The sequence below is a fragment of the Paenibacillus sp. PK1-4R genome, assembly GCF_030369595.1.
GTDB lineage: Bacteria > Bacillota > Bacilli > Paenibacillales > Paenibacillaceae > Paenibacillus.
The window spans coordinates 6,357,817-6,383,172 of sequence record NZ_CP126535.1 but is presented as its reverse complement, the minus strand read 5'-3'; the positions used below and the strand labels follow the sequence as shown (position 1 = coordinate 6,383,172).

Below are 25,356 nucleotides of genomic sequence, written 5' to 3'. Positions count from 1 at the left end.
GGGAGGTCATAAGAGATGAAAGTATGGAAAAGCGTAGCAAGTGCGGTACTGGTCAGTGTTCTGCTCGCAGGTTGCGGTTCCAATGCAGGAACGGACAATGGGCAGGAGGAATCGGCGTCAGGCAGCACGGTATCACTCAAAGTATTCGTTGCACAACCTCGGCTGAAAGAACACTACGATAAATATATAGAACAGTTCAAAGCCAAGGAGAAAGCAGAGAAAAACATTGAGGTGAACGTGCAACTGGAGATGCCGCCTGCGGACAATGCGCCTCAGATTCTGAAGACACGACTCGCCTCCAATGATGCACCGGATGTGTTCGCCTTGCATGCGGTCAATGAGATTCCACCGTTCAGCAAAGCTGGTTATCTGGAAGACCTGTCGGGCCAACCTTTTGTCGATAAGCTGCTGGATTCGGTTAAACCTTCCATAACGGATGCGGAGGGCAAAATCGTAGCTGTTCCATTGGAAACAGTATCATGGGGCTATCTGTACAATAAAGATATTTTCAAAGAGCAAGGACTGGAAGTGCCAACGACGTTAACGGAAATGAAAGCGGTCGTGGAGAAACTCAAAGCAGCCAACATTACACCGTTTGAACTGTCCTACAAAGAAGCCTGGATTCCGCAATTATTCCTGCCACTTACCGTGGGTGCATTAACTCAGTCTGAGCACAAAGACTTCGTGGAGAAGATGAATCAGGATCAGGGCTCCTTTTCCGATATGAAAGCATTGTTCGATATCTTCGATCTCGTCAATGCCAATGGAACAGACAAAGCGCTGGAAGTGGGTGGAGATGATGGTTCAGCAGCCTTCGCATCAGGAAGCGCCGCGATGTGGATTCAGGGACCATGGTTTGCCGAAACGATTCTGAAGTCCAACCCGGACTTTAACTTTGGTGTAGCACCAATGCCGATCAATGACAATCCGGATGATACCAAAATCAATCTGAGCACCTCCACTTCACTGGCAGTATCGTCATCTAGCAAAAACAAAGAAGTGGCACTCGATTTCGTGAACTACATTCTCGATGACAAGGATTCAAGTGCATTCTTCGAAGCACTCAAGTTCAATCCGATTGCCAAGATCCATGACTTCAAGAGCTTCCCGTGGGTAGACGATGCCCAGAAATATGTGAGTGAAGGTAAAGCTTATGAGGACCCATCCCTTCCTCAAGCGGTGAAAGACGAGTCAGGCAAAGCGTTGCAAGGCTACTACTCTGGGCAATTAAATCAACAGCAGGTTATCGATGCGCTCGACAAGGCGTGGAAATCCTACAACAAGGTCAACAAGTAAGGAGTTGCGAGAAATTTAGTACCTGCTTTTGTTGGCAAAATCTCAACGGTTTTGGGAGTTTTGTCAACAAATTAGCGGTACTTTATTTCGTCGCAGTCTCCAAGCAGATGATATGGCAGGCAGAACGTTCTTCGTTCCCTCGTTTACAATCATCCGCTTCGAGTGAAAAGGGGGAGAACCAATGGCTACGAATGTGTTCAAGAAGTATCTGTCACTGCTCGCGTTCACTGCGCCTGCCTTTGTCATCTATGCGATTTTCCTGCTGTATCCCACGTTTAGTGGCATGTTCTATAGTCTGACGGATTGGAACGGACTCAATCGGGATTACAGCTTTATCGGTCTGGGCAACTTTGTGGAATTGTTCAAAGAAGATCCCGACTTTCTGAACTCCCTGTGGTTCACGATGAAATATGTAATATTTATGCTGATTCTGCAAAATGGAATTGCCTTGTTACTCGCCGTGTTGATAGAGTCACGGACGCGCAGCAAAGGGCTTTTCCGGACGCTGTTCTTCATGCCTAACATGATCAGTACAATCATCAGTGCTTTCATGTGGACATTCATCTTCTCTCAGGTGTTACCACAACTCGCAGAGAAACTGGCTTTTTCGTTCCTCGACCAGCAGTGGCTGGGTGATCCGAAGTTTTCATTTTACTCCATTCTGATCGTATCGCTCTGGAACGGTGTAGGGTATATGATGATCATCTATCTGGCCGCTCTCCAGGGAGTGCCAAAAAGTCTCAAGGAAGCGGCTGTTATTGATGGGGCCAACGCATTCCAGGTACTGCGCAATGTGGTGTTGCCGATGATTACTCATGCCGTGACCATCTGTTTCTTCCTGACGTTGAACGGAGCATTTAAAGTGTTCGAAGTGGTGTACGGACTGACTGGTGGTGGACCGGGTCGGGCCACGCAGGTTATCACGATGAACATCTATGAAGAAGCGTTCTCCAATAACTTCAGATACGGCTATGCGAGTGCCAAATCGGTTGTGCTGTTCATCATCGTGCTCATCTTTACACTCATCCAGATCACCGTCATGAAGAAGAAAGAGGTGGAAGCATGAGGATGCAACGACTGAACAGTTATCTGATTCGACTGCTGCTGATTCTGGGCTCTCTCGTCGCTATGCTGCCGATCTACATGGCGGTTGTGAACTCTTTCAAAACACAGGGTGAGATGTTCCAGTCCTTTATCGCGCTGCCAACAACGCTTCACTGGGAGAATTATTCGGACGCGTTTAACAAAATCAATCTGTTGGGCAGTTCGATGAACTCGGCGATTGTATCCTTTCTGGGGATCGGGGGAATCGTCTTCTGTGCCTCACTTGCGGGATACAAGTTGTCACGTACCTCCGGCCGCTTGAGCAACCTGATCTTCTTCCTGTTTGTTGCATCCATGCTGGTACCGTTCCACTCAATCATGATTCCGCTGACACGGGTAGCCAAAGGCATGGGGGTGCAAGGAAGCACGTACGGATTGGCCCTGATCTATATCGGGCTTGGTGTGAACATGGCAATCTTCCTCTATCACGGGTTTGTGAAGTCTATTCCGCGTGAATTGGAGGAGTCGGCTCAGATTGACGGATGTAATGAGTTCCAGACGTTCTTCCAGATTATCTTCCCGCTGCTGCTTCCGATCACAGTCACCATCGCGATTCTGGACTTCCTGTGGATCTGGAATGACTTCTTGCTGCCACTGCTCATGTTGACCGATGTGAATCGTTATACGCTGATTCTGTCCACAAACATGCTGTTTGGTGAATATAACAAGGAATGGCCGTTGATTCTGTCATCCCTGGTACTGACTGCGATTCCGGTTATTCTGATCTATGCGTTCTTCCAGAAGTTCATCATGGAGGGGATTGCTGAGGGGGCTGTAAAAGGGTAAAACATTCAAAGGTATCCCGCAGCGCATCTGGTATTTGTCCGCTCGGGTATTTGGCCAAACTTTCGAAACTTACGCGAATAGCCTTGATCTGAAGGAGATGGTCCTTCCAGGTCAAGGCTGTTTTTTGTTGTGAAATCAGGAAACAGCATTGTTCTAAGTCAGGAGCCAGAATCTATAAGTCTGTGGACGGCCTCTGCGAGGCATTGCAACCCACGTTCCATCTCATCAGGGGAAGCATAGGCATAAGACAGCCGAATGTGACTCGCATCTAACCGGTCATACAGATAGCCCGGGTGGATAAGTACATCCTGCTCCAGACAGGTATGGAACAACTGGCGGATAGAGAGAGGGGATACAGTGAATTGCAGCCAGATATAAAAGCCCCCAGCGGGTATTTCCCAATCCGCTATGCCATGAAAGTGCTGTTGCAACAGATCCAGCATGAAGTCTCTTCGTTTGCGTAACTCAGGGCGAAGGCGTTCCATATGTCCTGCATGATGTCCTTCTGCGAACCACAGGGCAGCAGCTTCTTGGGCGAGTGAACTGGTGCCATAATCGGTCTGCATCTTGATATCTGCGAGACGGCGAATGACCGGCTCTGGCCCAACCAGCCATCCGAGGCGCAGACCGGGACTGACTGCCTTTGACAGGGTACCCATATGCAGCACCCGTCCTTCCTGATCACGCGCCTTCAGTGATGACGGAGGAGGTGTATCCAGCCATAGATCACCGTAGGCGGCATCCTCCAGTATGGAGATGCCTAGTGTTCGAGCGGTGGTCATGAGTTCTTCCCGGCGGTGATCACTCATGACAGAGCTGGTGGGATTGTGAAAGCTCGGGATCGTGTAGAGAAGCGAGATATGATCTTGATCTTTGACATGCTGCGCAGCATCCTCCAGGCGTGCAATGTGTAGGCCTTCGTTATCCATCGGGATACCACTCATTTTCAACCCTGCTGACTGAAAGGCGTGAATGGAATAGAGATACGACGGTTTTTCCAGCAGAACCGCTGATCCGCGAGGGAGCAGTCCGACCGAAATCAAGTGCAGCGCCTGAAGAGAACCGGATACAATCAGTATGGAATCTGGAGAGGCCTGAATGCCGGTAATCTGCAAATGGACGGATAAAGCCTCACGAAGCTCCAGGCTTCCTTGAGGTTCCAGGTAGTTCAGTGTACGAGAACGATGGGACAGGGAGTACAGAATGTCGTTAAAAGCATCCTGAGGCATCAGGTCCGGGGCAAGTTCCCCTGTACCAAGACGTATGATGCCAGGCCTGAATTCAGCCTGATTAATCTGCTGGATCTCGGGCAGGTTGGGATAATACCAGCCCTCCTCAATGGCTTCGTTCCAGTTGGGCATGGCTCCGTGAGCCATGCCATGCCAACCGGAGCCGGAAATATAAGTTCCCCCGCCATGTCTGCCTTCAAGCAGACCCGCGGCGGCCAGATTATCAAGGGCAGTGACCAATGTACTGCGGTTTACTCCCATGGACTCAGCCCATATTCGCTGTGATGGGAGACGGTATCCTGCGGACCATTCGCCCGTTGTGATTTTCTGCCGGATATAGGCTTCAATCTGGCGATATAAGGGCAAGTCGAGAGAAGGATTTGGCTTCCAACCCATGTTTAGCCGGGAATCAGAGCGTTCCATAACCGGCAGAATCACCTCCGTTTTTCTTTGTAACAAACACTATATCATTTGGTTGGGTCTGATGCCATCCAAGTGGTTGGTTACGTCAGTTATCATCTGCCCTAATATGGAGGACAGAGATAAGGGGGAAGAACGATGGAGGTTGTTATTCATGCAGTGGTTCTGGCGTTTGGCCTGATCTTGCCACTGGGTGTGCAGAATGTATTTATTTTTAACCAGGGCATGAGCCAGAGGCGTTATATACATGCCCTGCCTGCTGTAATAACGGCAGGGGTCAGTGATACGTTGTTGATCGGGGCAGCCGTCGGAGGGGTGTCGCTCATTTTGCTGCAATGGCCATTGCTGGCGAATGTGTTGTATGGCGCAGGAAGCTTGTTTTTGCTGTATATGGCATGGAGTATCTGGAGGTCATCCGAATCTGTGGAAGGTTCGGGGACGGTAATGTCAGCGGGGCGACAGATTGCGTTTGCCGCATCGGTGTCTTTACTCAATCCGCATGCTCTGCTGGACACGGTTGCTGTGATTGGCACCAGTTCACTTCAGTATGAAGGGGTGGAGCGCGTCTATTTTGCCCTGACAGCCGCGGTAGTATCTTGGATATGGTTCTTGGGACTTGCAGGTGCAGGCAGGGTGATTGGGAGAACGGATCGAACTGGACGCATCAGTCTGGTGTTTAATCGGTTGTCCGCTGTAGTCATGGTTGGGCTGGCATGTATGATGCTGTGGAAGCTCATCTATTCCTAGAAGGACTGCGATGTGGCTGGTACAACTTGTTAAAATAAAAAACTCCCCGTGACGTTAATCGCACGAAGAGTTCAATGTGGATGCTGAAATTGGTGATCAGCATAGCCTGGTGATCTAGTTATTGAGTTGGAACATGTAGTGCTCGATAACGCTTTGGTGTAGCGTCTATTATATATGGTTGCTCATTTGAGTTAAGGTCATCGTAATCGGATTTATTCTGCCTTCAGTAACATGGATTCAATAAACACTTTCAGATCACGGCTTACACTGTTCAACTGATCAATGACCTCGCTGAACTCGGTTACCAGCACCGCTTGTTGGTTGCTAGACTGTGAGATGGATGTGATCTCTTGCTCCATCTGCTGAATGGAATGCTGAACATCCTTCAAGGAACGTTCGATATTCACCGTAGCTTCTTTGGTACCTGTAGAAAGTTTACGCACTTCAGATGCAACGACGCTAAATCCGGCACCTGCTTCACCGGCTCGGGCCGCTTCGATGGCTGCATTCAGCCCCAGTAGATTGGTCTGTTCTGAGATTTCACGGATGAATGCGGCGACCTTATTAACTTCGCCTGAGTTCTGTACAGCCATGCGGGTATTATCCAAAATCTGCGTGGAAGAGGCCGTCAACTGCTCGGATTGGGCAGCTACCGTCTGCACCATATCTGTTAATTTTCCGCTGATCCCGCCGATCAATTCAGTGAAGTACTCCAGTTTTTCCTCATTCTGAAGAGAGAAACCGATGGCAAGTGTACCCACGATATTTCCTTGCTCATCCCGAAGTGGGGTAGCCGCCGAGTTGATTGATGTGCCATAGAATTTTGCATCAATTCGGTTCGCTGAAGTTTCCCCATGTATAAGTGCCCGGCGGAGTGTAGGGTCATCGAGGGAAACGGGGTCTCCTGCCTTGATGCCCAGATCAAGCTCGTTGCTGGGAACATAATACCAGAACTTCTCGGTATCGGTTACCGCAATCATGATATCGTGTTCTTTCAGCATAATTTTAAAATATGGACTGGCTGCAACGAGTGCTTCAACGATGTTCAATAAGATTCAGCTCCTATAATGTATATGTATCATCTAGATGTATTGTATACATCGTCAGAATGAGGTTAATCTTGAAGGCCTAATAAGGGCATAAAGTATATTAATTAAATTTTCAACAAATGAAACAGGAGAATGGAAGTTTTTCGGGAATTTATGAAAACATAACGAAAAAGCAGACAAGAACATCATGTTCTTGTCTGCTTTGGCTATCCACCTTTGCCATATGACACGCTCCACTTCACGTGATGGATGCTGATTTACGTAAGGGTTCACCCCGCCAGCGTTACCTCATCCGTTGTGTGAAGAGGTCATCCTGACGGTACAAATATGTACCGTACGTACGCAGTAATACGCGGTTGTGTTATATGCGTACTGTTGTTATCCGCCAATCTGGGACATGCGCCGTACCGTCGGTGTGTGAGATTGCATTTTTTGTTCCAAAGCCAGAGCCATTTCATGATTCTTTGGTTTCGTACCCAGTGCTTTGAGGAAGAGCGCCGCCATGGCATCCGGATCATCCACGAAGCGGCGAACATTATACTCATCTGACCAGTAGAGGCAGGCTTTGATATGTCCGTCAGCGGTCAGCCGAAGTCGGTTGCAATTGTCACAGAAGTGATCGCTCACGGGATGAATCAATCCAAATGTGCCTTCGGAGCCCACAATTTTCATATTACGTGATGGGCCATTGCCCGCAGGGCCTGTTGTATTTTCTACCGTCCAGCCTGCTTCAGCACATACATCTGTCACGGCTTCCAGCGGCAAATAAGATTTGCGCCATGAATCCGAAGCCTGTCCAATCGGCATATATTCAATAAAACGTACATGAAGAGGTTGATCAATCGTCATTGCAATAAAATCCTTGATTTCATCATCGTTGATACCCTTCATCAGCACAACATTCAGCTTGATCGGAGCAAGGCCAGCGGCTGTTGCAGCTTCAATGCCTTTCAGTACCTTGTTCACATCTCCGCCGCGGGTAATCATGGAGAAGCGATCAGCTCGCAGGGAATCCAGACTGATGTTAATCCGGTTCAATCCAGCGTCTTTCAATGCCTGAGCTTGCTTATCCAGTAGAAGAGCGTTAGTAGTCAGGGCAATATCGTCAATCCCGTCAATTGCCGAGATCATGCTGACGAGCTTATGCAGATCTTTGCGTACCAACGGTTCGCCCCCGGTGAGTCGGACTTTGCGCATGCCCATTGGAGCAAGCACTTTCAGCACCTGTGCTATTTCTTCGTAGCTCATAATCTCATCATGTGGAGCAAATTCCATGCCCTCTGCAGGCATGCAGTACACACAGCGTAAATTACAGCGGTCCGTAACAGAAATACGGATGTAGTCATGTATCCGGCCAAATGAATCCTGAAGCAGTTCCATGCAGACCACCCTTTCATCGGTTCAGATTGGAAATCTTCTATTATAAATGATACGACAATTTCAAAAGGAACAGTTGCATCAAATTTTAGCTATTTCTCCAATCCGCGTCAACGATGACGTCAGATGACAGTATTTTTGGCGGGGTGATTCAGATGGAATTGTCCCACGAGTTGTTGCAGAAAGACCGTAATGGCTTCCACGTTATGCGAAGAATGCTGAACCTGCAACATATCATGAATCAGCTCCATCATCTCAGCTTCTACCTCAGCAGAAGTCGCCCGATTTTGCTGGCTGATTGCAGCAATATTCTCCATCAGCATGACCACTTGATCCACGACTTGTGTGCGCTCAGGTTCTTCAGCCGTAGCATTTTGCAGAAGTTGCGAAGCGGCCTGAACCAGTGTTGTTCCTTCAGCCAGTACCTGATCACCCTCTGTGATCAATTGGGACGCAGCTCCTGCTGCCGTTGAGATTCGGTCCAGAATCTGATGAATATTTTCCGTAGAAGAGCGGGATAACTCGGCCAGTTTGCGGATTTCCCCTGCCACGACCGAGAAGCCTTGACCATGTTCGCCCACGCGTGCAGCCTCAATGGTAGCATTGAGAGCCAGCAGGTTGGTCTGAGCTGAAATTTCATCAATGACAGCCAGTGCACGGTAAATCTCTTTCATCGTATCCATGAAGGACAGGATGGTACGGTTGGTATCGGACACCGCTCCTGAGATTTGGGTCATTTTGTCGCCGATTCGTTCCACTTCCTGCTGAGCCACGCTGATCTGTTCGGTAGCAGAGGTCTCCAGTTGTTGCAGCGTTATGCGCATGTGATCAGCAGCAATCTTGGCCTGGTCGAGATCTTCCAGTTGGGTGCGAATGGCCTGAATCATCGAACCAAGCTTGTAGTTCACACGCTCAGTCGTACCTTGGGTTGTCTCTGTTGAAGTTCGCATCTGATACTGGTTGTCCATAACGTCTACCGTGGCAAGTTGTACCTTCAGCATAATGCCTTCCAGAGAGTCAATCATGTTGTTGATCCACTTCGCCAGTTCACCCGATTCGTCTTGGGCAAAAGCAGACGTGTCCAGGCGCTGGGTTAGATCCCCCCTGCCTTCGGCGTTAATTCGAATAAATCGGCTGATGCGGCGTAAGTCTTCATGAACCCGTCGATATTGGCTACGATGCAGCTGTAATGCAGTGAAGAATCCGAATAACACATTAAAAGCGGCCATTGCTGCCGCACTCCAACCGCTACCAGTGAGGACATAGACAAGAGCGGCTCCTGCAACGCCTGACAAAAGCGTGAAGAGACTGTGTTGCTTGAACTGGCGCCAGCCGATGCTTCGTATCCGATACACTTCCTCCAGATCCCCTTCACACATCATGCCCCAGCGATCAGGACAGTGTGGCAGCTGGAAGGTGATGCCTTTGCCGATCACAGAAATATGGCGATAATCCGAGTAGCCGGGAAAGGCTACGAACAGATTGGAACCATTCTGAATGGTGTTTGCTACTCCGGGGTGTAGTTCTCCAGTCGATGGATCAGTGAACATGAGTTCCAGTTCGGTATGCTCCTTGACTGAAACGATACCCCATTCGGTGGTGACACCATCTTTGAGGTTTTCCCCATGCGTAAAGGTGCGGTCTTCGAAGCGGCTTCGGGATAAGGCGGTACCGGGTTGCAGATGGGGCCGTAATATTGACTCAGCCATAAAGAGATAATTGTCACCAGAATCGGGATAGATATGACCTGATTCTCGTTGGATCAGGTCACCGAGTACATCCCCGGGTACTCGGCTGCATAATGAACCGACATATCGACCTTCCTGCAGGATTGGGGAGATAAACAGCAAGGTGACATCATCGTGAAAATTGGACGAGCGTGGACCAATATCCAACGTCAGTGGATCAGAATATGGACCATACAAGCATTTTTTGCCATGACGATCTGCTCTGGAGTATTTCAATCCTGGTCCAATTAAAGCTTCGTAATCTTCATAAATCTGTCCAATATGTTTCTTATATGTAGAGAATACCACCTGATTCTGTTCGTTCAGCATGAATAGCTCCGTACTGTCTACGGCTCGAATATAACTGGATTGAAACCATGCATCTAGTTTGCTTAGTTGCTGTGAACCTTGTAATACATCCTGTAACTGGACCGACTGTATCTGTTGAAGCAAACGATCCAGGTGGTTCCATTGTTCATCTGCCCAGTCCATCATAAGCTGCCGTCTCGTTTCGGCAATCCCCTCAAAAATCTGTTCCACATCTTCTTTCATATGTGCGTTCAACCGATACGATCGCCACAGCGGCAATCCTTTTTTCCATCCCAGCCAATCAAACATCATGACCACCCCGATTTCTGGATTTGAAAGCTTCGTTCTACTGATCTTTGGATAGACCTATATATGTGATTTTCAAAGTGATATGTGACAGAGGAATCCAACCTGCGTGGTGATTGATCCAGAACAGTGATACCGCCTTCATCATTCAGGATCGTTGACTCACGTTGAGGTGGAAGCCCTTGTACGTCTATTCAATCTTTATACAAGAAAACGAACAAGAATACGAGGGGATATGTCATATTTTCCGAATATTTAATCAATAAATACAAATGATTGTGCGCTTGTTGTTAGGTGAATTGAATGTTAGCTATCTACGAAGAAAACTCACATGGATGTATCTGAGAATCCATCTCATTTTACATTGTGTAACATGAACAGGCCCATACTCAAAACACACTGTATAATGTAATCCCCGCCCAAAGCGATATAGTATTATCTAACAAGCAAAACCTGTTACGTTCGTGTATATAAACCTCCCATTCAGCCTTGGTGTGCAATGAAAACAACTTCCCACAAAGGAGAATGCCCATGTCCTCCATATCCTCAGCTACAGTCCCCGAAGCCTGCCATATTGATGTAGATCATGTGTCCGTTGTTTTTGGCACAGGTACACAACAGGTCACTGCCTTGTCGGATGTTACATTCCAGATCCAGTCCAATGAGTTTGTCTCTCTGCTGGGCCCTTCCGGCTGCGGCAAGTCGACCTTGCTCCGGCTGGTGGGTGATCTACTTCAACCTACCTCAGGCAACGTACGCATTGCAGGTCAGGAGCCTGAGCGGGCCCGGCTACAGCGACAGTTCGGCATTGTCTTCCAGACACCAGCCTTGTTCGATTGGCGCACCGTTCGTCACAATGTGGAATTGCCCTTGGAACTGCTGGGTACCCGCCGTAAGGAGTGCCGCCGCATTAGTAGTGAACTGCTTGAAATGGTAGGACTAACTCGCTTCGCCGACCATTATCCATGGCAACTCAGTGGAGGGATGCAGCAACGTGTATCCATTGCACGAGCCCTTGCGCTTGATCCACCATTGCTGCTCATGGATGAACCCTTTTCCGCCCTGGACGAATTCACCAAAGAAAAACTTCAATTGGAGCTGCTTGAGATCAAGCGCTCAACAGGCAAGACCTTCCTCTTTGTCACACACAGCATCCCCGAAGCCGTATTTCTGTCCGACCGGATCATCGTACTCTCGGCGCATCCGGGGCAAGTGCACTCCATTCATTCTGTTAATCTGCCTTCTGACCGCCATAGTGAACTGAGAGAAACGGAAGCTTTCTACCACATGATCACAACCATTCGCAATTGCTTCTACGAGGAGCGTGATGAATCTCATGTCCCTGAGGTTCTTTAAACCAGGATATCGATCTTGGATCGTCATCTGGATTGTATCCGTATTGATGCTGTGGGAAGGAATCGCCTGGATGCTCCAACTGTTCCTGTCACCCCAGCAGGCGGCGTCTCGCCTTCCTTATCTGCATGATGTCCTTGTAGCCTTGTTTCGTTACTCGGGTACGCTGGCAGAGCAGGGGGCTGTCACCTTTGGCAATGCAGCCATTGGTTTTGCAGGGGGAACGCTGCTTGGTCTGGGTCTGGCTCTACTCATGAGTGGGGCTATCTGGCTGGAGCGCACGTTATCGCCATATGTTGTCTCCTCACAGATGGTTCCGGTTATTGGTCTCGCACCAATCGTGTACGGCATCATCCACAACGCGGAGTGGGCCCGAATTGTTATGGCGGCGTATGTCACCTTCTTCCCGATAATTATCCATACGTTAAAAGGATTGAAAAGTGCAGCACCAGAGCATCTGGAACTTATGCGTTCCTGTGGAGCTTCACTGACCGCACGATATATCAAATGTCTGCTGCCCTCAGCACTACCGGGACTATTTTCTGGTATGAAAATAGCTGCTCCGCTCGCGGTGACTTCCTCCATCGTTGTGGAATTGATGGGCGCTCCCGACGGACTCGGCGTCCTGATGGTCAGTTCGTTATATTACGGCCATGCCCAAGTTGGCATGTTCTGGGCCACCATCATGCTTAGCATTGGCATTGGCCTGATCTCGTATCTGGTCATCAGTCTGGCTGAACGTTGGCTAACCCCCTGGCAGCCTGAGTTCAGGGCCAAAGGAGGTGATGCCACATGAGTGAAGGTAGAGTTTTGCAACGGAAGCGTGATGAAGGTGTGGCAATTGCTGCTGTAACTGGAGCAGCTACGCCCCTCACGGGTTCACAGGTGACATCTGCCCCTGGATCGGAAATTCATGGACAACAGGGACAAGCCGAAAAGGCCAGATCGGGAACCAGCGTTCGCGGGCGCTCAATTGTACTGAGCATGCTTCCTTGGGGGGCAGGTGTGATGTTTCTCGCTCTCTGGCAGCTCAGGCTGTTTCATTGGATATTCTCGCTGGAAAGCTACCAACTGCCTGTGCCTTCCGCGATTGCGGCATCGATACAGGAAAATGCCAATATGCTCTTTCGTTATGCGGTGTACAGCGGAGCCGAAATGCTGGGAGGTTTCTTGCTCGGCTCACTGCTCGGCGCTCTGGCAGCGGCAGGTGCATCGTTCTTCCCAACAAGCGGCAGGGCGGCGGTTACGGTTCTGTCTGCACTGAACGCTGTTCCGATCGTGGCTCTTGCCCCAATCATGAACAATTGGTTTGGTGACGGGATCTGGTCGCGTATTGCTGTGGTCACGGTTATTACGATGGCCGCCATGGCCGTCAGCCTGTTCAAAGGGCTGACTTCCATTCAGCCGCAGTACAGTGATCTGCTGAGTGGCCTTGCCGCAAGCAGGATGCAGTTTTTTTGGAAACTAAGACTGCCTCACGCGCTGCCTTCCCTCTTTGCAGGACTGAAGATCAACATGTCCACCAGTATTATCGGGGCCATTGTGGGTGAATTTTTCATCGCCTCCCAAGGGCTGGGGTACTTGCTCTCGGATCAGATTAGACTGGCGAACATGCCCTTGGCCTGGTCCTGCATTGTCATCGCTGCCGCGCTCGGTATTGTGTTGTATGAAGCGGTTGTCCTGGCAGAAAAACGACTCATTCCGTGGAATCGTGCACGCACAGATCACTAACATACATCAGGGTACCAACCATAGATCGTAATACCTGATAGAGGTTGTTCAAAAAGTCCACGGTACTGAAAAGCAGACTTTTTGAACACGGACTGATGCTTGAAAAATCGTATATAAACAGGGGGTTGTTCTGTACATGTACAAAACGTTGAAGCCGGGTTTGCTGGTATTGGTCCTGTTGGTTGTTACGATGCTGAGCGCATGTTCTACGAAGTCCGAGCCAGCGGCTGAGCCTGTAGCTGCGAGTTCAGGAGGGGCGGGAGAAGCAGATCAACCGTTAATCAAAGTGAAAATTCAGCTGAAATGGGTGCCGCAGGCTCAGTTTGCCGGGATTTACGCAGCGAAGGAAAAAGGTTTTTTTGCAGATGAAGGCATTGATGCCGAGATTATTCCGGGTGGGCCGGATATCGTGATAGAGCAGCAGGTGGTCAATGGTGCGGCCGATGTGGGGATCACGGGAGTAGACAGTTTGCTGGTCAGCCGGGATAACGGTCTGCCGCTTGTCTCGCTCGCCCAGATCTCACAGAAGAGCAGTTATCGCTTGATTGCCAAGAAGTCCCTCGGTATTACCGATCCCGCTCAGATGAAAGGCAAAAAGGTCAGTACCTGGTTCGGCAGTCAGCAGTTTCAGGTGCTCGCGTTCATGGAGAAGAACGGCCTGGATCCGAAGAAAGACATTGAACTGGTGAAGCAGGGGTTCACGATGGATCAGTTTTTCAATGATCAGGTAGATGTGGCGACGGCAACGATCTACAACGAATATCACGTGGTGCTGGAAAGTGGAACAAAAGAATCCGATCTGGATGTATTCAACATTGAAGATGCTGGTGTTGGCATGCTGGAGGATACGCTGATTGCCAAGAAGGAATGGGTAGACAGCAACCGTGAGCTTGCGGTTAAAGTGACTCGTGCCATTCTGAAAGGCTGGAATTACGCCATCGACAATCAGGATGAGACGGTGGATATCGTGATGAGTAATGTGACGGAGGGCAGCACCACTCGTGAACATCAGGTCACAATGCTCGAAGAGATTGCAAAGCTGATTCGCCCGGAAGGATTTACGGAGCAGCAAGTCGGCAGTTTTGTGGATGAGTCATTTACCCGAACTGCGGATATTGCACTGAACTATGGCCTGATCAAAAAAGCCGCAAATCTGGATGAAGCGCTGGAGAAAAGCATCTATGAAGAAGCGGTGAAATAAGCGTGGAGGAGGATGACGAATGAGTTCTGTAGATCAGCAGCCGCAGCCGCTTGGCGGTACGAAGGAAGAATGGCTGGAGAAGGATCGCAAATACGTGTGGCATCACATCTCGCCTCATAACGATCATCCAATGATTGCGGTAAGTGGGGAGGGCAGCTGGATTACTGATCAGGATGGTACACGTTATCTGGATGCGATGTCTGGACTGTGGTGTGTGAATGTGGGGCATGGCCGTGAGGAGATTGCGAGAAGTGCCTACGAACAGATGAAAGCACTCGCTTACGTACCGATGACGCAGAGTCACGAACCGGCGATTTTGTTGGCAGAGAAGTTGAATGACTGGCTGGAGGGGGAATATCGAATATTCTTCTCCAACTCGGGTTCAGATGCAAATGAGGTGGCTTTTAAAATAGCCCGTCAGTATCACCATCAGAATGGTGAGCCTACTCGGCACAAATTCATCTCCCGTCACCGTGCCTATCACGGCAACTCCATGGGCGCGCTGGGCGCGACCGGGCAAGCCGCTCGCAAGATCAAGTACGAGCCGCTCGGCGTAGGTTTCTCTCATGTTCCGCCACCGTATTGTTATCGCTGCCCGTTTGGACGGAACAAAGATGGATGCGGACTCGAATGTGCAACCATCTATGAAGAGGTGATTCGTTGGGAAGGTCCTGAGACGGTTGCCGCAGTAATTATGGAGCCGGTGATCACAGGAGGCGGCATGATTGTGCCCCCGCCGGATTATATGCGCACCGTGCAAGAGATCTGTCAGCGCTATGGAGTTTTGCTCATTGTGGATGAGGTAATCTGTGGTTTTGGCCGCTCGGGGCAGAAGTTTGGTCATCAGAACTACGGCGTACAGCCAGATATTGTGACGATGGCAAAAGGCATGACCAGTGCTTATTCGCCGCTCTCAGCAACGGCCGTGCGAGCCGATCTGTATGACACGTTCCGGGAATCCGGACCGGATGCCCATTTTCGCCATGTGAATACCTTTGGCGGGAATCCCGTTTCCTGCCGGGTGGCACTGGCGAATCTGGAGATTCTGGAACGAGAAAATCTGGTCAGCCGCGCGGAAGAACTGGGATACCTGCTTCGTGAGAAGTTGGAACCTTTGCTAGAGCTGTCCGTTGTGGGGGATATCCGTTCATTTGGATTCGCCTGTGGGGTGGAATTGATTGAAGCAGATGGTTCTCCTGCGGAAGCGGATAAAGTGATGAAGGTACTCGCCAGTTGTAAAAGGGACGGCATTCTGATTGGCAAGAACGGTGATACCGTGCCGGGGTTTGCGAACATTTTGACAATCTCACCACCGTTTGTCACCACCGAGGAAGAGCTGGATCTGATCGCGGGTAGCTTGCTCGTTGCACTACGTAGTCTGGACGCAGGTTAGTTGCCATAGATGGATAATACACAGGTACGACAGACGTTTACGGTTTAGCAAGCGAGCTGGAGATTTTCATATCATTACGCGATAAATAAGCGAAAGGAGGCGAGGGAGGATGCAGACCACAACAGGCACACTCATTAATGAGCTTCGGTTGAATGAACGAATTGAGCAGTTATCACGCATTGGCCGAATCGCGGAGACGGGTGTCTGCCGACTTGCCCTGACCCCGGAAGATATGGACGGCATCATTCAGGTTCGTCTCTGGATGGAAAAGGCCGGTCTGACGACACGACTTGATGCCTTCGGCAATCTGATTGGTCGTCTGGAAGGCGCGGATCAGGCGCAGCCGATCCTCATGATTGGTTCCCATATCGACTCTCAGCCATATGGCGGTCGATATGATGGAGCGATTGGTGTGCTCGGCGCACTCGAAGCGGTGCAATGCTTGATCGAAAATGGCATTCAGCCCCGTATGCCGATTGAGGTGATTGCTTTTTGCGATGAAGAGGGTTCCCGTTTTAACAAAGGCCTGTTCGGCTCACGTGGCATAACCGGTCAGTTGGAAGAAGGCGAACTGGAGCGGCAGGATAAAAACGGAGTGACCCGCCGGGAGGCACTGGAAGCCTTCGGCTGTTCTCCTTCGGATTTTGAAGAAGCGATCTATCCGCCAGGTTCCATAGGCAGTTATCTGGAGCTGCACATTGAGCAGGGGCCTGTACTGGAAGCACTCAATGCTCCTGTGGGTCTGGTGACGGGCATCTCGGGCCCGCTATGGCTTACGGTGACGATGAAAGGTATGGCGGGTCATGCTGGCTCCGTTCCAATGGCAATGCGACATGATGCTTTGGTAGGCAGCGCCAAAGTCATTGCGGCTTTTGACGACATGGTGAGAGAAGACCCGGAAGCTCCAACCGTAGGTACGGTGGGTAGTCTGAGGGTGTTTCCAGATTCGCGGAATATCATCCCGGAGGAAGTCAGTTTCACGGTTGATTTACGAGATATGCAGATGGAGCGCAGGAACCGGCTTGAAGCCCGATTGATGAACATTTTGGATGACGTGAGTTCCCGATATGGTCTAACCTACTCGCTGACAGAGGATACGAACAGTGAGCCGCGGTATTGTGCAGAGTCAATCATGTCGGTGATTCGTTCATCCGCGGAAGAGATCGGGGTTACTTTGCCAGAACTGATGAGTGGTCCGTTCCATGATGCATTGGCCCTTTCGCTTGTATGTGATTATGGCATGATCTTTGTCCGCAGCAAAGACGGCATCAGTCATCATCCCAGCGAATATTCCTCCCCGGAGGATATTGGACTCGGCACGGAAGTGTTATATCGCACCATTCGGAGGATGTGCAGTGGAATGAACCAACCAATCATTTTACCTGAGGAGGCGTTGTGACGTTATGGGCAAAATTAGCATCGGATTAATCCAGGCTTCTCATGAGATTGAAGGTTCGGCTCCCGTTGAGGTACACAAAGAAGCTGCGGTTCAGAAGCACATAACGCTGGTCCGTGAAGCTGCTGCACGAGGGGCCAAGATCATCGGATTGCAGGAAGTATTCTATGGCCCGTACTTTTGCACAGAGCAGAATCCAAAATGGTATGCATCCGCTGAACCGGTGCCGGAAGGGCCAACGACCAGACGTTTTCAGGAACTGGCGAAGGAGCTTGCGGTGGTGATTATTTTACCTGTGTATGAGGTGGAGGGCATTGCTTCGTATTACAATACGGCAGCTGTCATTGATGCAGATGGTTCATATCTGGGCAAATACCGCAAACATCATATCCCGCATGTGGAAGCAGGTGAGGGTACAAATGGGTTCTGGGAAAAGTATTATTTCAAACCAGGTAACCTCGGGTTTCCGGTTTTTGATACGGCCTACGCCAGAGTCGGCGTGTACATCTGTTATGATCGTCATTTTCCGGAAGGCGCACGATTGCTCGGGTTGGCGGGGGCAGAGATTGTTTTCAATCCTTCAGCTACGGTTGCGGGTACATCGGAATATCTGTGGAAACTGGAACAGCCTGCTCACGCGGTAGCTAACGGCTATTATGTTGCAGCGATCAATCGGGTTGGCGTGGAAGCACCGTGGAATATGGGTGAATTTTACGGACAGTCGTACCTGGTCGATCCGCGAGGCAGAATGGTTGCAATCGGCAGCCGTGATCAGGATGAGGTCGTCATTGGCGAGATGGATACGGAGATGATTCGTGAGGTGCGTAATGTGTGGCAGTTCTACCGCGATCGCAGGCCGGAAACGTACGAACATCTGGTTAGTTTGTAAAAGTAGCTGGAAACTAGCCCGGATCAAACTTCAGGAGGTGCATGACATTGATGAACAGCTCAGGAACAACGTTATCCGATTATGGGTGGGAGAGTCGTTTTGCCGAGATGAAACCCGCCATGACAGGTAAGGAAGCGATGGAGGAGTCAAACCGCTGTCTGTACTGTTACGATGCACCTTGTATCAAGGCCTGTCCAACCGACATTAATATTCCTTCTTTTATTAGCAAAATATCAACAGGGCACCTGAAAGGATCGGCCCGCACCATCATGGATGCGAATCCGGTTGGAGCCAGCTGCGCACGTGTATGTCCCACGGAAGAGCTGTGTGAAGGCGCATGTGTGCTAAACGAATCGTCGAAGCCGATTCGGATTGGTGACTTGCAGCGTTATGCCACCGACTGGGCACGGGCGAAGAATGAGCCGTTATTCCAGGCAGCACCTGCCAATGGGAGAAGCGTCGCCGTTGTGGGAGCAGGTCCTGCGGGACTGTCGGCTGCACGTGAACTGGGGCGCGAAGGGTATGAGGTGACGATCTACGAGGCAAAATCCAAAGGCGGCGGGCTGAATACGTACGGCATCGTATCCTTCCGTTTGCCCGAATCGGTTGCACTATGGGAAGTGGAGCAGGTGGAGGCACTTGGTGTGCAGATCCGTTATGGGGTGCGCATCGGTGTAGATATCCCTGCTTCGCAGTTGCTGGAGCAGCATGAAGCGGTCATTCTGGCCTGTGGCATGGGTTCAGTACCCATGCTGGGCATTGAAGGGGAGACACTGGAAGGTGTCTATGATGCGATTGAACTGGTGGAGTCTACCAAGCAGGGTGTTCCGCCCGCGCTGAATGGTCTGAAGGTTGCCGTTATTGGCGCGGGCAATACGGCGGTAGATGCAGCGACCTGTTCGGTACGTCTTGGTGCCGAGCGGGTGCAGATGTTATATCGACGCGGGGAAAGCCAGATGACGGCGTATGCGTTTGAATATACTTTTGCCAAGCAGGAGGGTGTGGAGTTCCGCTGGTTTACGATGCCGCAGCGTATTATTGGAGACGAGAACGGTCGGGTTCAGGCTGTGGAATGCGTGAAAATGGAGCTAATTACCCCACCTGGCGGTGGGCGCGCGTTGCCTGTGCCTGTCGAGGGATCGGAGTTCATGATTGAATGTGATACGGTCATCCGGGCGATTGGGCAGCATCGTTTATTACCATTAATTGAAGCGTTTGGGCTGAGTCACCACTGGGGTGTCGTTGAGATCGATCCGCATACGTACCGTACCTCGCATCCTCAGATCTATGCGGCAGGAGACGTTATTTTTGGTCAGGGCCAGGGTGAGGCGATGGTTGTCTCGGCTGCACAGCAGGGTAAGCTGGCTGCTGCGGCAGTCATGAAGGCATTGCCTGGACAGGTGGAAGAGACGGCGTGAGCAGTGAGGGAGACAAAGAAAAGTGGAGAGTGCACGGAAAGCGTGGAAGGAGATGCGCGGGTGGGAGGGCGCAAGGGACTGCTAGAGTGTTGAAGGTGTAGATCTGAGCGAGAGGTCTGGCGCGGTGTCCCTGACGCGCTAACGAACCTTACGCACCTTATAGTGGCAATTATGAAGAATTGGAAAATCTAACGAATCTCACACGTCTTATGTTGATGGAGAACCGTTGAAATGAAGCCGAAATGAGCGAATACAGCACAATAAGACTTCTACGATTCGTTAGATTTTGAATTCACCGCATATGGGCCGAATAAGAGCTGTATAGTTCGTTAGTATTTAGTTGCGTGCTATCTAGAACCTATTACTACGCAGAGATCCTGAGCACGACCAAATATTCCAGTGTAACTATATAAGTTGAACTAATCATTTACACGATAACGGAGAGGACAGAAAAAACCTGAAGAAACGGAGTTAAAAGCTTTCTGAAGGAAAGCTGCATCGGAAGCATAAGCTCGCCTTTATTCCCGGATTTTCCCTTTAGAAAAGGAATCAAAAAAAAATCTGGGAATAACAGCGATCGGAAGGTTGTTCTGTCATCGGAGTGTCCAGTGTAACTAATAAGTTCAAACAACACCAAGGAGGGATTGTTATGGCTGACTTATCCATTAATCTGGCAGGTATTCGATCACCCAATCCATTTTGGCTGGCTTCTGCACCACCGACCAATACGGGATATCAGGTTCAGCGTGCATTCGAAGCGGGTTGGGGTGGTGCGGTGTGGAAGACGCTGGGTGAGCCAATTATCAATACATCCTCGCGTTTCGCGGCAGTCCATTTTGGTGGACAGCGGGTGGCGGGGTTTAACAATATTGAATTGATATCCGATCGTCCGCTGGAAGTGAACCTGCGGGAGATTGCCGAGACCAAGAAGCGATTCCCGGATCGTGCGGTTGTCGCTTCACTGATGGTGGAACCTACGCGGGAGAAATGGCATGAGATTGTGAAAAAGGTGGAAGCCGTCGGCGTCGACGGGCTGGAGCTGAACTTTGGTTGCCCGCACGGCATGGCCGAACGTGGTATGGGAGCCGCCTCTGGTCAGCAACCTGACCTCGTAGAACTCCAGACGATGTGGGTGAAGGAAGTGGCAACCACACCGGTGATCGTGAAGCTTACGCCGAATATCACGGATATTACGGCAACCGCCCGGGCAGCAGTACGAGGTGGCGCGGATGCGATCTCCCTGATCAATACCATTAACTCTCTCGCAGGTGTGGATCTGGATTCGTGGAATACCGTGCCCCATGTGGGCGGCAAAGGAGCACATGGCGGTTATTGTGGCCCAGCGGTGAAGCCCATTGCACTGAACATGGTTGCCGAGTGCGCCCGTAATCCGGAGGTGGGTGTGCCGATCTCGGGTATTGGTGGCATATCCGACTGGCGTGATACGGCAGAGTTTCTGCTCATGGGTGCTACAGGGGTTCAGGTATGTACCGCAGCGATGCATCATGGATTCCGCATTGTGGAGGACATGATTGATGGGCTGAACGATTATTTGGATGAAAAGGGTCTGAGCAGCGTTGCAGAACTGGTAGGTCAGACGGTTCCGCGTTACTCCGATTGGGGCAATCTCGATCTGAACTACAAAGTCGTCGCCCGCATCAACCGTGATATCTGCATCAATTGCAACAAATGCCATATTGCTTGTGAGGACACCTCGCATCAGTGTATTGATATGTTGACCGACCCGTCCGGCTCCTATCTGGAAGTGGTGGAAGAGGACTGTGTTGGCTGTAATCTGTGTTCGATCGTTTGCCCGGTGGATGGGGCGATTGACATGGTTGAACTTGTACCTGAGCAGGAACCTGTAACCTGGAATGAACGTCAGTCTGCGATTGCCATGCTGCAATCCGTTAGAGATCAATCAACCAAGGAGGCGATATCATGAGTACCCGCAAATTGATTCGTAATGGTGTGTTGGTCACAGCGTCAGATACCTTTGAAGCAGATATTTTGATCGAAAAGGGTAAAATCACACAGATTGGCATCGGACTGGTGCCTGACGAACGAACGGAGGTTGTGGATGCAGTGGGCTGTTACGTTATTCCGGGCGGGATCGACCCGCATACGCATCTGGATATGCCATTCGGTGGAACGGTAACGGCGGATGATTTTGCGACGGGAACAACAGCGGCAGCCTTTGGTGGTACAACGACGATCATTGATTTCTGCCTGACACAAAAAGGCCGTCCATTAATTGAATCCCTCCAGGAGTGGCATGCCAAAGCCGAGGGTAAAGCCGCCATCGACTACGGTTTCCATCTCATGATTGGCGAGATGAATGATCAGGTGCTGGAAGAGTTACCGCAGATCATTGAAGAAGAGGGTGTGTCATCCTTTAAGGTGTTCATGGCGTATAAAAACCAGTTTCAGGCCGATGACGGGATTCTATTCCAGACGTTGCAAAAGGCCAAAGAGTACGGCGCACTCGTCATGGTGCATGCCGAGAACGGGGATGTCATTGACCTGCTGGTTCGACAGGCGCTCGCCGAAGGGCGCACGGAACCAATTCATCATGCCTTAACGCGCCCATCCATGCTGGAGGGAGAAGCAACAGGCCGGGCGGCCCGTTTGGCTGCACTTGCGGATTCACAGTTGTATGTGGTGCATGTGACCTGTGCGGAGGCTGTAGAGCAAATCGCGCGTATGCGTGAAATGGGTTACCGAATCTGGGGGGAGACCTGTCCTCAGTATTTGACGTTGGATCAGTCGATCATGGATCAGCCGGACTTTGAAGGTGCAAAGTATGTTTGGTCCCCACCGCTGCGGGAAGCAGCACATCAGGAAGTGTTGTGGAATGCATTGAAAAGCGGTCAGTTGCAGACGATCGGCTCCGATCATTGTTCGTTTAATTTCAAAGGGCAGAAGGATCTGGGTAAGGATGATTTCAGTAAAATTCCGAACGGTGGGCCCGTCATCGAAGATCGCCTCAGCATTCTGTATTCAGAAGGTGTAGCCATGGGGCGGATTACGCTCAATCAGTGGGTCGATCTATGTTCGACAAGAGCGAGCAAGTTATTTGGATTATTCCCGCAGAAAGGGACTCTGGCTGTAGGGACAGATGCGGATATCGTTATTTTTGACCCATCTGTAAACAGGGTGATCTCGGCAGATACGCATCATATGAATGTGGATTACAGTGCATTTGAAGGTATGCAGGTACAGGGTTGTCCGGTGACGGTGTTGTGCCGCGGGGAGTATGTCATTCGAGATCGGCAGTATGCCGGAACAGCAGGGGCAGGCCAATATGTGAAGCGCAACAAGTATGATGCAGGCGCACCTATACCGATGAAACAGCCTGTGACGGCAGTGAATGGAGGGAGAAGCTGATGTCGGATCATGATGTGTTTGAGGCCGAGAGGATCGCCATAGAGCGAATGGTTGCACAGGGTTATCGGATCTATGCGGTACGGGAACATCTGGAGGGTGCTCACGTCATATGGGGGCACCCGGATCTTCCCGAAGAGAAACAAGAGCAATACGTGGGCACGGCGTCTGGACGGAAGTGGTTCAGTCACATCCTGATTCGCCAGCTTCAGGAACAACGGGGAGCGTAGACCATGCTGAAGCTTTTCATGCGATCGGGCCGTGTACGTATTCATAGGCATAGAGTGCAAGTTCGATCGCTACCCGCTTCTCTGGGAGGATATAGTCTTCTCCCAAAAGGACTTCGATTTTGTCCAACCGGTGATACAGGGTCTGTCTGACGATATATAGAGCGGTGGCGGTCTCTTGCTTGGAGCAGCACAGGACCAAATATTGCTTGAGCGTGCGAAGCAGCTGACCTCCTTTTTCTACATCGTAACGGATGAGCGGCCCCAGATATTCTTCGATGAAATCATCCAGATTGCCACTCTGCTTCATACTGGCGATGATGCGGTAACAATGAAGATTACTGTAAAAGGGCTGTTGCATCACACCGATGTCCTTCTGGATTCGCAGTGTCTCCTTCGCAGAATCCAGGCTGTCCTTGAGACGGGAGAGGTCCGTGCAGCTATGACCGATACCGATCAGGCCTGAGAATAGGCAGTGGGTCTGTTCCTGCTCGTGCTGCTGCAGCTGTTCGATGCAGCGCCAGAGACTGCTTTTGCGCTGAGATCCAGGGAGTGGGTCGAGAATGATAAGAATGATCTGGTGGTTCAGAACGGTGCTGTAGAGGGTGAAGTTCTCCCGAGTGAACACGGAACGGGCAACGATGTTGCGTTGGATCAATAATTTCTGAAGTTTGAGGCTGTCTGTGTACGCGGGGTTGCTGTCGAATAAGATTATGGTGGCTTTGCTCGTTGCAAGAAGGGGATTAACGGTAGATACATATTCATGGATTTCCTTCGTGGAGTGATGTCCGTTAAGCCAGTCAATGACCCACATATCTTCCTTGTAGCGGCGTTTTTCTTCCATGTATTTGGTTCGCATCCAGTCCTGGGCAATCGCGGCCGCGCAACGTTCCAGTGCCTGAATGATGAATTCATCTGAGGGTTTGATCGGTATGCTTGAATCGTGATCCGGCAGCTTCTGATGCATGAGTACAAGATCGGCAAAGGTGTAGTCTAACGCTCGAACAGGCATGCTGAACGCATGCAATATGTTATCTGACAGCTGCATTACATTCGGAATATCCTCTCCCGTCAAATGCCCCCGCTGCAAAAACCAATCCTGCCGACGAGTCTCCAGCTGCTCTGGAGCGCAATAGGGAACGCTGCTCGCTTCCCCTTCAAGTGGGTATAACGCCACGGCACATCCGGTTGTTCGTGACAATAATCGAAGCAGAGGTTGTACGCCATCTCCATTCAGAAGAAGCTGGTTAAATGAGGTGGTGAGACTATCGAGTTCGGCGATCATCCGCTGATGACTGCGAATCAGGGTGAAATGCAGATCTTGCGTAATATCAATATAACGGACTTGTTCGTGGAACCAGATCAACGGGAAATCCGCTGCGACTGCAATTTCCTTCATGGCACCGAGCTGCGACTTGGTGTGATCCCCCAGTTCCATACAGAGTCCGGCAGCCCCGCGTGCAATTAACTGACGCAGAAAAGACAGACCTTGCTGTTCACCTTCCTGCCAGCCAATGCCTGTCGTCAGTACCAATTCCCCGCCATTGAGCAAGTCCCCTACTTCAGGAACCTCCATAATATGAACCCAGCGAACATACCGCTCCAGTGCGCGTTCACTAGCAAGGACTTCTGCCTTGCGAAACACGGGACGTTTTAACATGTCTCTGACTTGAATATGAAGCGTTGTCTCCCCCACACAACCACCGTCCTTCCCCAATCACATGTGATCTATCTGGAGTCTGGAATCCGTCAACTTGCATAATTAATCCATATTATAAGTCGATTTACAGACGATGAGCTGAAATCTGACGTTCATTTGTTTCAAATGACAATCGAGACTATTCTTTTTGTAATTTTGATTAAAATGAATGGTTTCTATGTCAGTCTATGTGACGTAATTTCGACTCAAATAAAAAAGCCCCTTAGCATCACATCGGAATTCAATCATTCCAATATGGGCTAAGGGGCGAGAGGTTAGAGCGTACAGTCTTTAGTTAAGTTGTACTCGAATCTT

General features: G+C 50.3%; 20 protein-coding genes. 15 read left to right on the top strand and 5 right to left on the bottom strand.

Annotated elements, in window-relative coordinates; all coding sequences use genetic code 11:
* Window positions 1–15: 15 nt before the first annotated feature.
* The 3 genes from QNO02_RS27765 to QNO02_RS27755 all read left to right on the top strand — a co-directional run bounded on the left by QNO02_RS27765 (window position 16) and on the right by QNO02_RS27755 (window position 3,186).
* Window positions 16–1,296 carry an ABC transporter substrate-binding protein gene (locus QNO02_RS27765; protein WP_091036187.1) on the top strand — a complete coding sequence of 427 codons (1,281 nt, stop codon included), beginning with the start codon at window positions 16–18 and terminating at the stop codon, window positions 1,294–1,296.
* A 181-nt stretch (window positions 1,297–1,477) separates the two neighbouring features.
* Window positions 1,478–2,362: a carbohydrate ABC transporter permease gene (locus tag QNO02_RS27760; protein WP_017691891.1), complete on the top strand. Its 885-nt coding sequence runs from the start codon at window positions 1,478–1,480 to the stop codon at window positions 2,360–2,362.
* Entirely contained in the window at window positions 2,359–3,186 is an 828-nt protein-coding gene (locus tag QNO02_RS27755) for a carbohydrate ABC transporter permease (RefSeq protein ID WP_062836914.1), read from the top strand. The genes QNO02_RS27760 and QNO02_RS27755 overlap by 4 nt, the downstream gene beginning before the upstream one ends.
* A gap of 158 nt (window positions 3,187–3,344) precedes the next feature.
* Here QNO02_RS27755 and QNO02_RS27750 read toward each other — a convergent pair whose 3' ends face one another.
* Window positions 3,345–4,838 (bottom strand): aminotransferase-like domain-containing protein, encoded by a 1,494-nt coding sequence (locus QNO02_RS27750; RefSeq protein ID WP_289390536.1) that lies wholly within the window; start codon window positions 4,836–4,838, stop codon window positions 3,345–3,347.
* Window positions 4,839–4,973: 135 nt separating this feature from the next.
* Here QNO02_RS27750 and QNO02_RS27745 point away from each other — a divergent pair, with 135 nt between their 5' ends.
* On the top strand, window positions 4,974–5,582 hold the full coding sequence (locus QNO02_RS27745) for a LysE/ArgO family amino acid transporter (protein ID WP_289390535.1): 609 nt from the start codon (window positions 4,974–4,976) through the stop codon (window positions 5,580–5,582).
* A 212-nt stretch (window positions 5,583–5,794) separates the two neighbouring features.
* Here the strand turns inward: QNO02_RS27745 and QNO02_RS27740 are convergent, their stop codons facing one another.
* From QNO02_RS27740 to QNO02_RS27730, 3 genes are all read right to left on the bottom strand, one after another.
* A complete protein-coding gene (locus tag QNO02_RS27740) occupies window positions 5,795–6,631 on the bottom strand; it encodes a methyl-accepting chemotaxis protein (protein ID WP_036612668.1) in 837 nt (278 codons plus the stop codon).
* 378 nt (window positions 6,632–7,009) lie between these two features.
* On the bottom strand, window positions 7,010–8,011 hold the full coding sequence (gene moaA / locus QNO02_RS27735) for a GTP 3',8-cyclase MoaA (protein WP_076209757.1): 1,002 nt from the start codon (window positions 8,009–8,011) through the stop codon (window positions 7,010–7,012).
* 119 nt (window positions 8,012–8,130) lie between these two features.
* Window positions 8,131–10,356, bottom strand: coding sequence for a methyl-accepting chemotaxis protein (locus QNO02_RS27730; RefSeq protein WP_353959089.1), 2,226 nt, complete (start codon window positions 10,354–10,356; stop codon window positions 8,131–8,133).
* A 525-nt stretch (window positions 10,357–10,881) separates the two neighbouring features.
* Between QNO02_RS27730 and QNO02_RS27725 the strand changes: the two genes are divergently transcribed.
* The 11 genes from QNO02_RS27725 (at window position 10,882) to QNO02_RS27675 (ending at window position 23,345) form a co-directional block, all read left to right on the top strand.
* Window positions 10,882–11,706 (top strand): ABC transporter ATP-binding protein, encoded by an 825-nt coding sequence (locus QNO02_RS27725; RefSeq protein WP_249912694.1) that lies wholly within the window; start codon window positions 10,882–10,884, stop codon window positions 11,704–11,706.
* On the top strand, window positions 11,687–12,499 hold the full coding sequence (locus tag QNO02_RS27720) for an ABC transporter permease (RefSeq protein WP_091036204.1): 813 nt from the start codon (window positions 11,687–11,689) through the stop codon (window positions 12,497–12,499). Before QNO02_RS27725 ends, QNO02_RS27720 begins: the two co-directional genes overlap by 20 nt.
* Window positions 12,496–13,434, top strand: a complete 939-nt coding sequence (locus QNO02_RS27715; protein WP_249912692.1) for an ABC transporter permease — start codon at window positions 12,496–12,498, stop codon at window positions 13,432–13,434. The genes QNO02_RS27720 and QNO02_RS27715 overlap by 4 nt, the downstream gene beginning before the upstream one ends.
* Before the next feature lie 136 nt (window positions 13,435–13,570).
* On the top strand, window positions 13,571–14,635 hold the full coding sequence (locus QNO02_RS27710) for an ABC transporter substrate-binding protein (protein ID WP_289390534.1): 1,065 nt from the start codon (window positions 13,571–13,573) through the stop codon (window positions 14,633–14,635).
* A 19-nt stretch (window positions 14,636–14,654) separates the two neighbouring features.
* Window positions 14,655–16,028 (top strand): aspartate aminotransferase family protein, encoded by a 1,374-nt coding sequence (locus QNO02_RS27705; protein ID WP_289390533.1) that lies wholly within the window; start codon window positions 14,655–14,657, stop codon window positions 16,026–16,028.
* Window positions 16,029–16,137: 109 nt separating this feature from the next.
* On the top strand, window positions 16,138–17,427 hold the full coding sequence (locus QNO02_RS27700; protein ID WP_289390532.1) for a M20 family metallo-hydrolase: 1,290 nt from the start codon (window positions 16,138–16,140) through the stop codon (window positions 17,425–17,427).
* 4 nt (window positions 17,428–17,431) lie between these two features.
* Complete coding sequence (locus QNO02_RS27695; protein ID WP_289390531.1) at window positions 17,432–18,313, top strand: nitrilase-related carbon-nitrogen hydrolase; 882 nt, start codon at window positions 17,432–17,434, stop codon at window positions 18,311–18,313.
* A 50-nt stretch (window positions 18,314–18,363) separates the two neighbouring features.
* Window positions 18,364–19,731 (top strand): NAD(P)-dependent oxidoreductase, encoded by a 1,368-nt coding sequence (locus QNO02_RS27690; protein WP_289392912.1) that lies wholly within the window; start codon window positions 18,364–18,366, stop codon window positions 19,729–19,731.
* Window positions 19,732–20,380: 649 nt separating this feature from the next.
* Entirely contained in the window at window positions 20,381–21,676 is a 1,296-nt protein-coding gene (gene preA / locus QNO02_RS27685; protein WP_091036224.1) for an NAD-dependent dihydropyrimidine dehydrogenase subunit PreA, read from the top strand.
* Window positions 21,673–23,118: a dihydropyrimidinase gene (gene hydA, locus QNO02_RS27680; RefSeq protein WP_289390530.1), complete on the top strand. Its 1,446-nt coding sequence runs from the start codon at window positions 21,673–21,675 to the stop codon at window positions 23,116–23,118. The genes preA and hydA overlap by 4 nt, the downstream gene beginning before the upstream one ends.
* Window positions 23,118–23,345 (top strand): hypothetical protein, encoded by a 228-nt coding sequence (locus QNO02_RS27675; RefSeq protein WP_062836929.1) that lies wholly within the window; start codon window positions 23,118–23,120, stop codon window positions 23,343–23,345. Before hydA ends, QNO02_RS27675 begins: the two co-directional genes overlap by 1 nt.
* A 16-nt stretch (window positions 23,346–23,361) precedes the next feature.
* Here the strand turns inward: QNO02_RS27675 and QNO02_RS27670 are convergent, their stop codons facing one another.
* On the bottom strand, window positions 23,362–25,038 hold the full coding sequence (locus QNO02_RS27670) for a PucR family transcriptional regulator (protein WP_289390529.1): 1,677 nt from the start codon (window positions 25,036–25,038) through the stop codon (window positions 23,362–23,364).
* Window positions 25,039–25,356 lie beyond the last annotated feature (318 nt).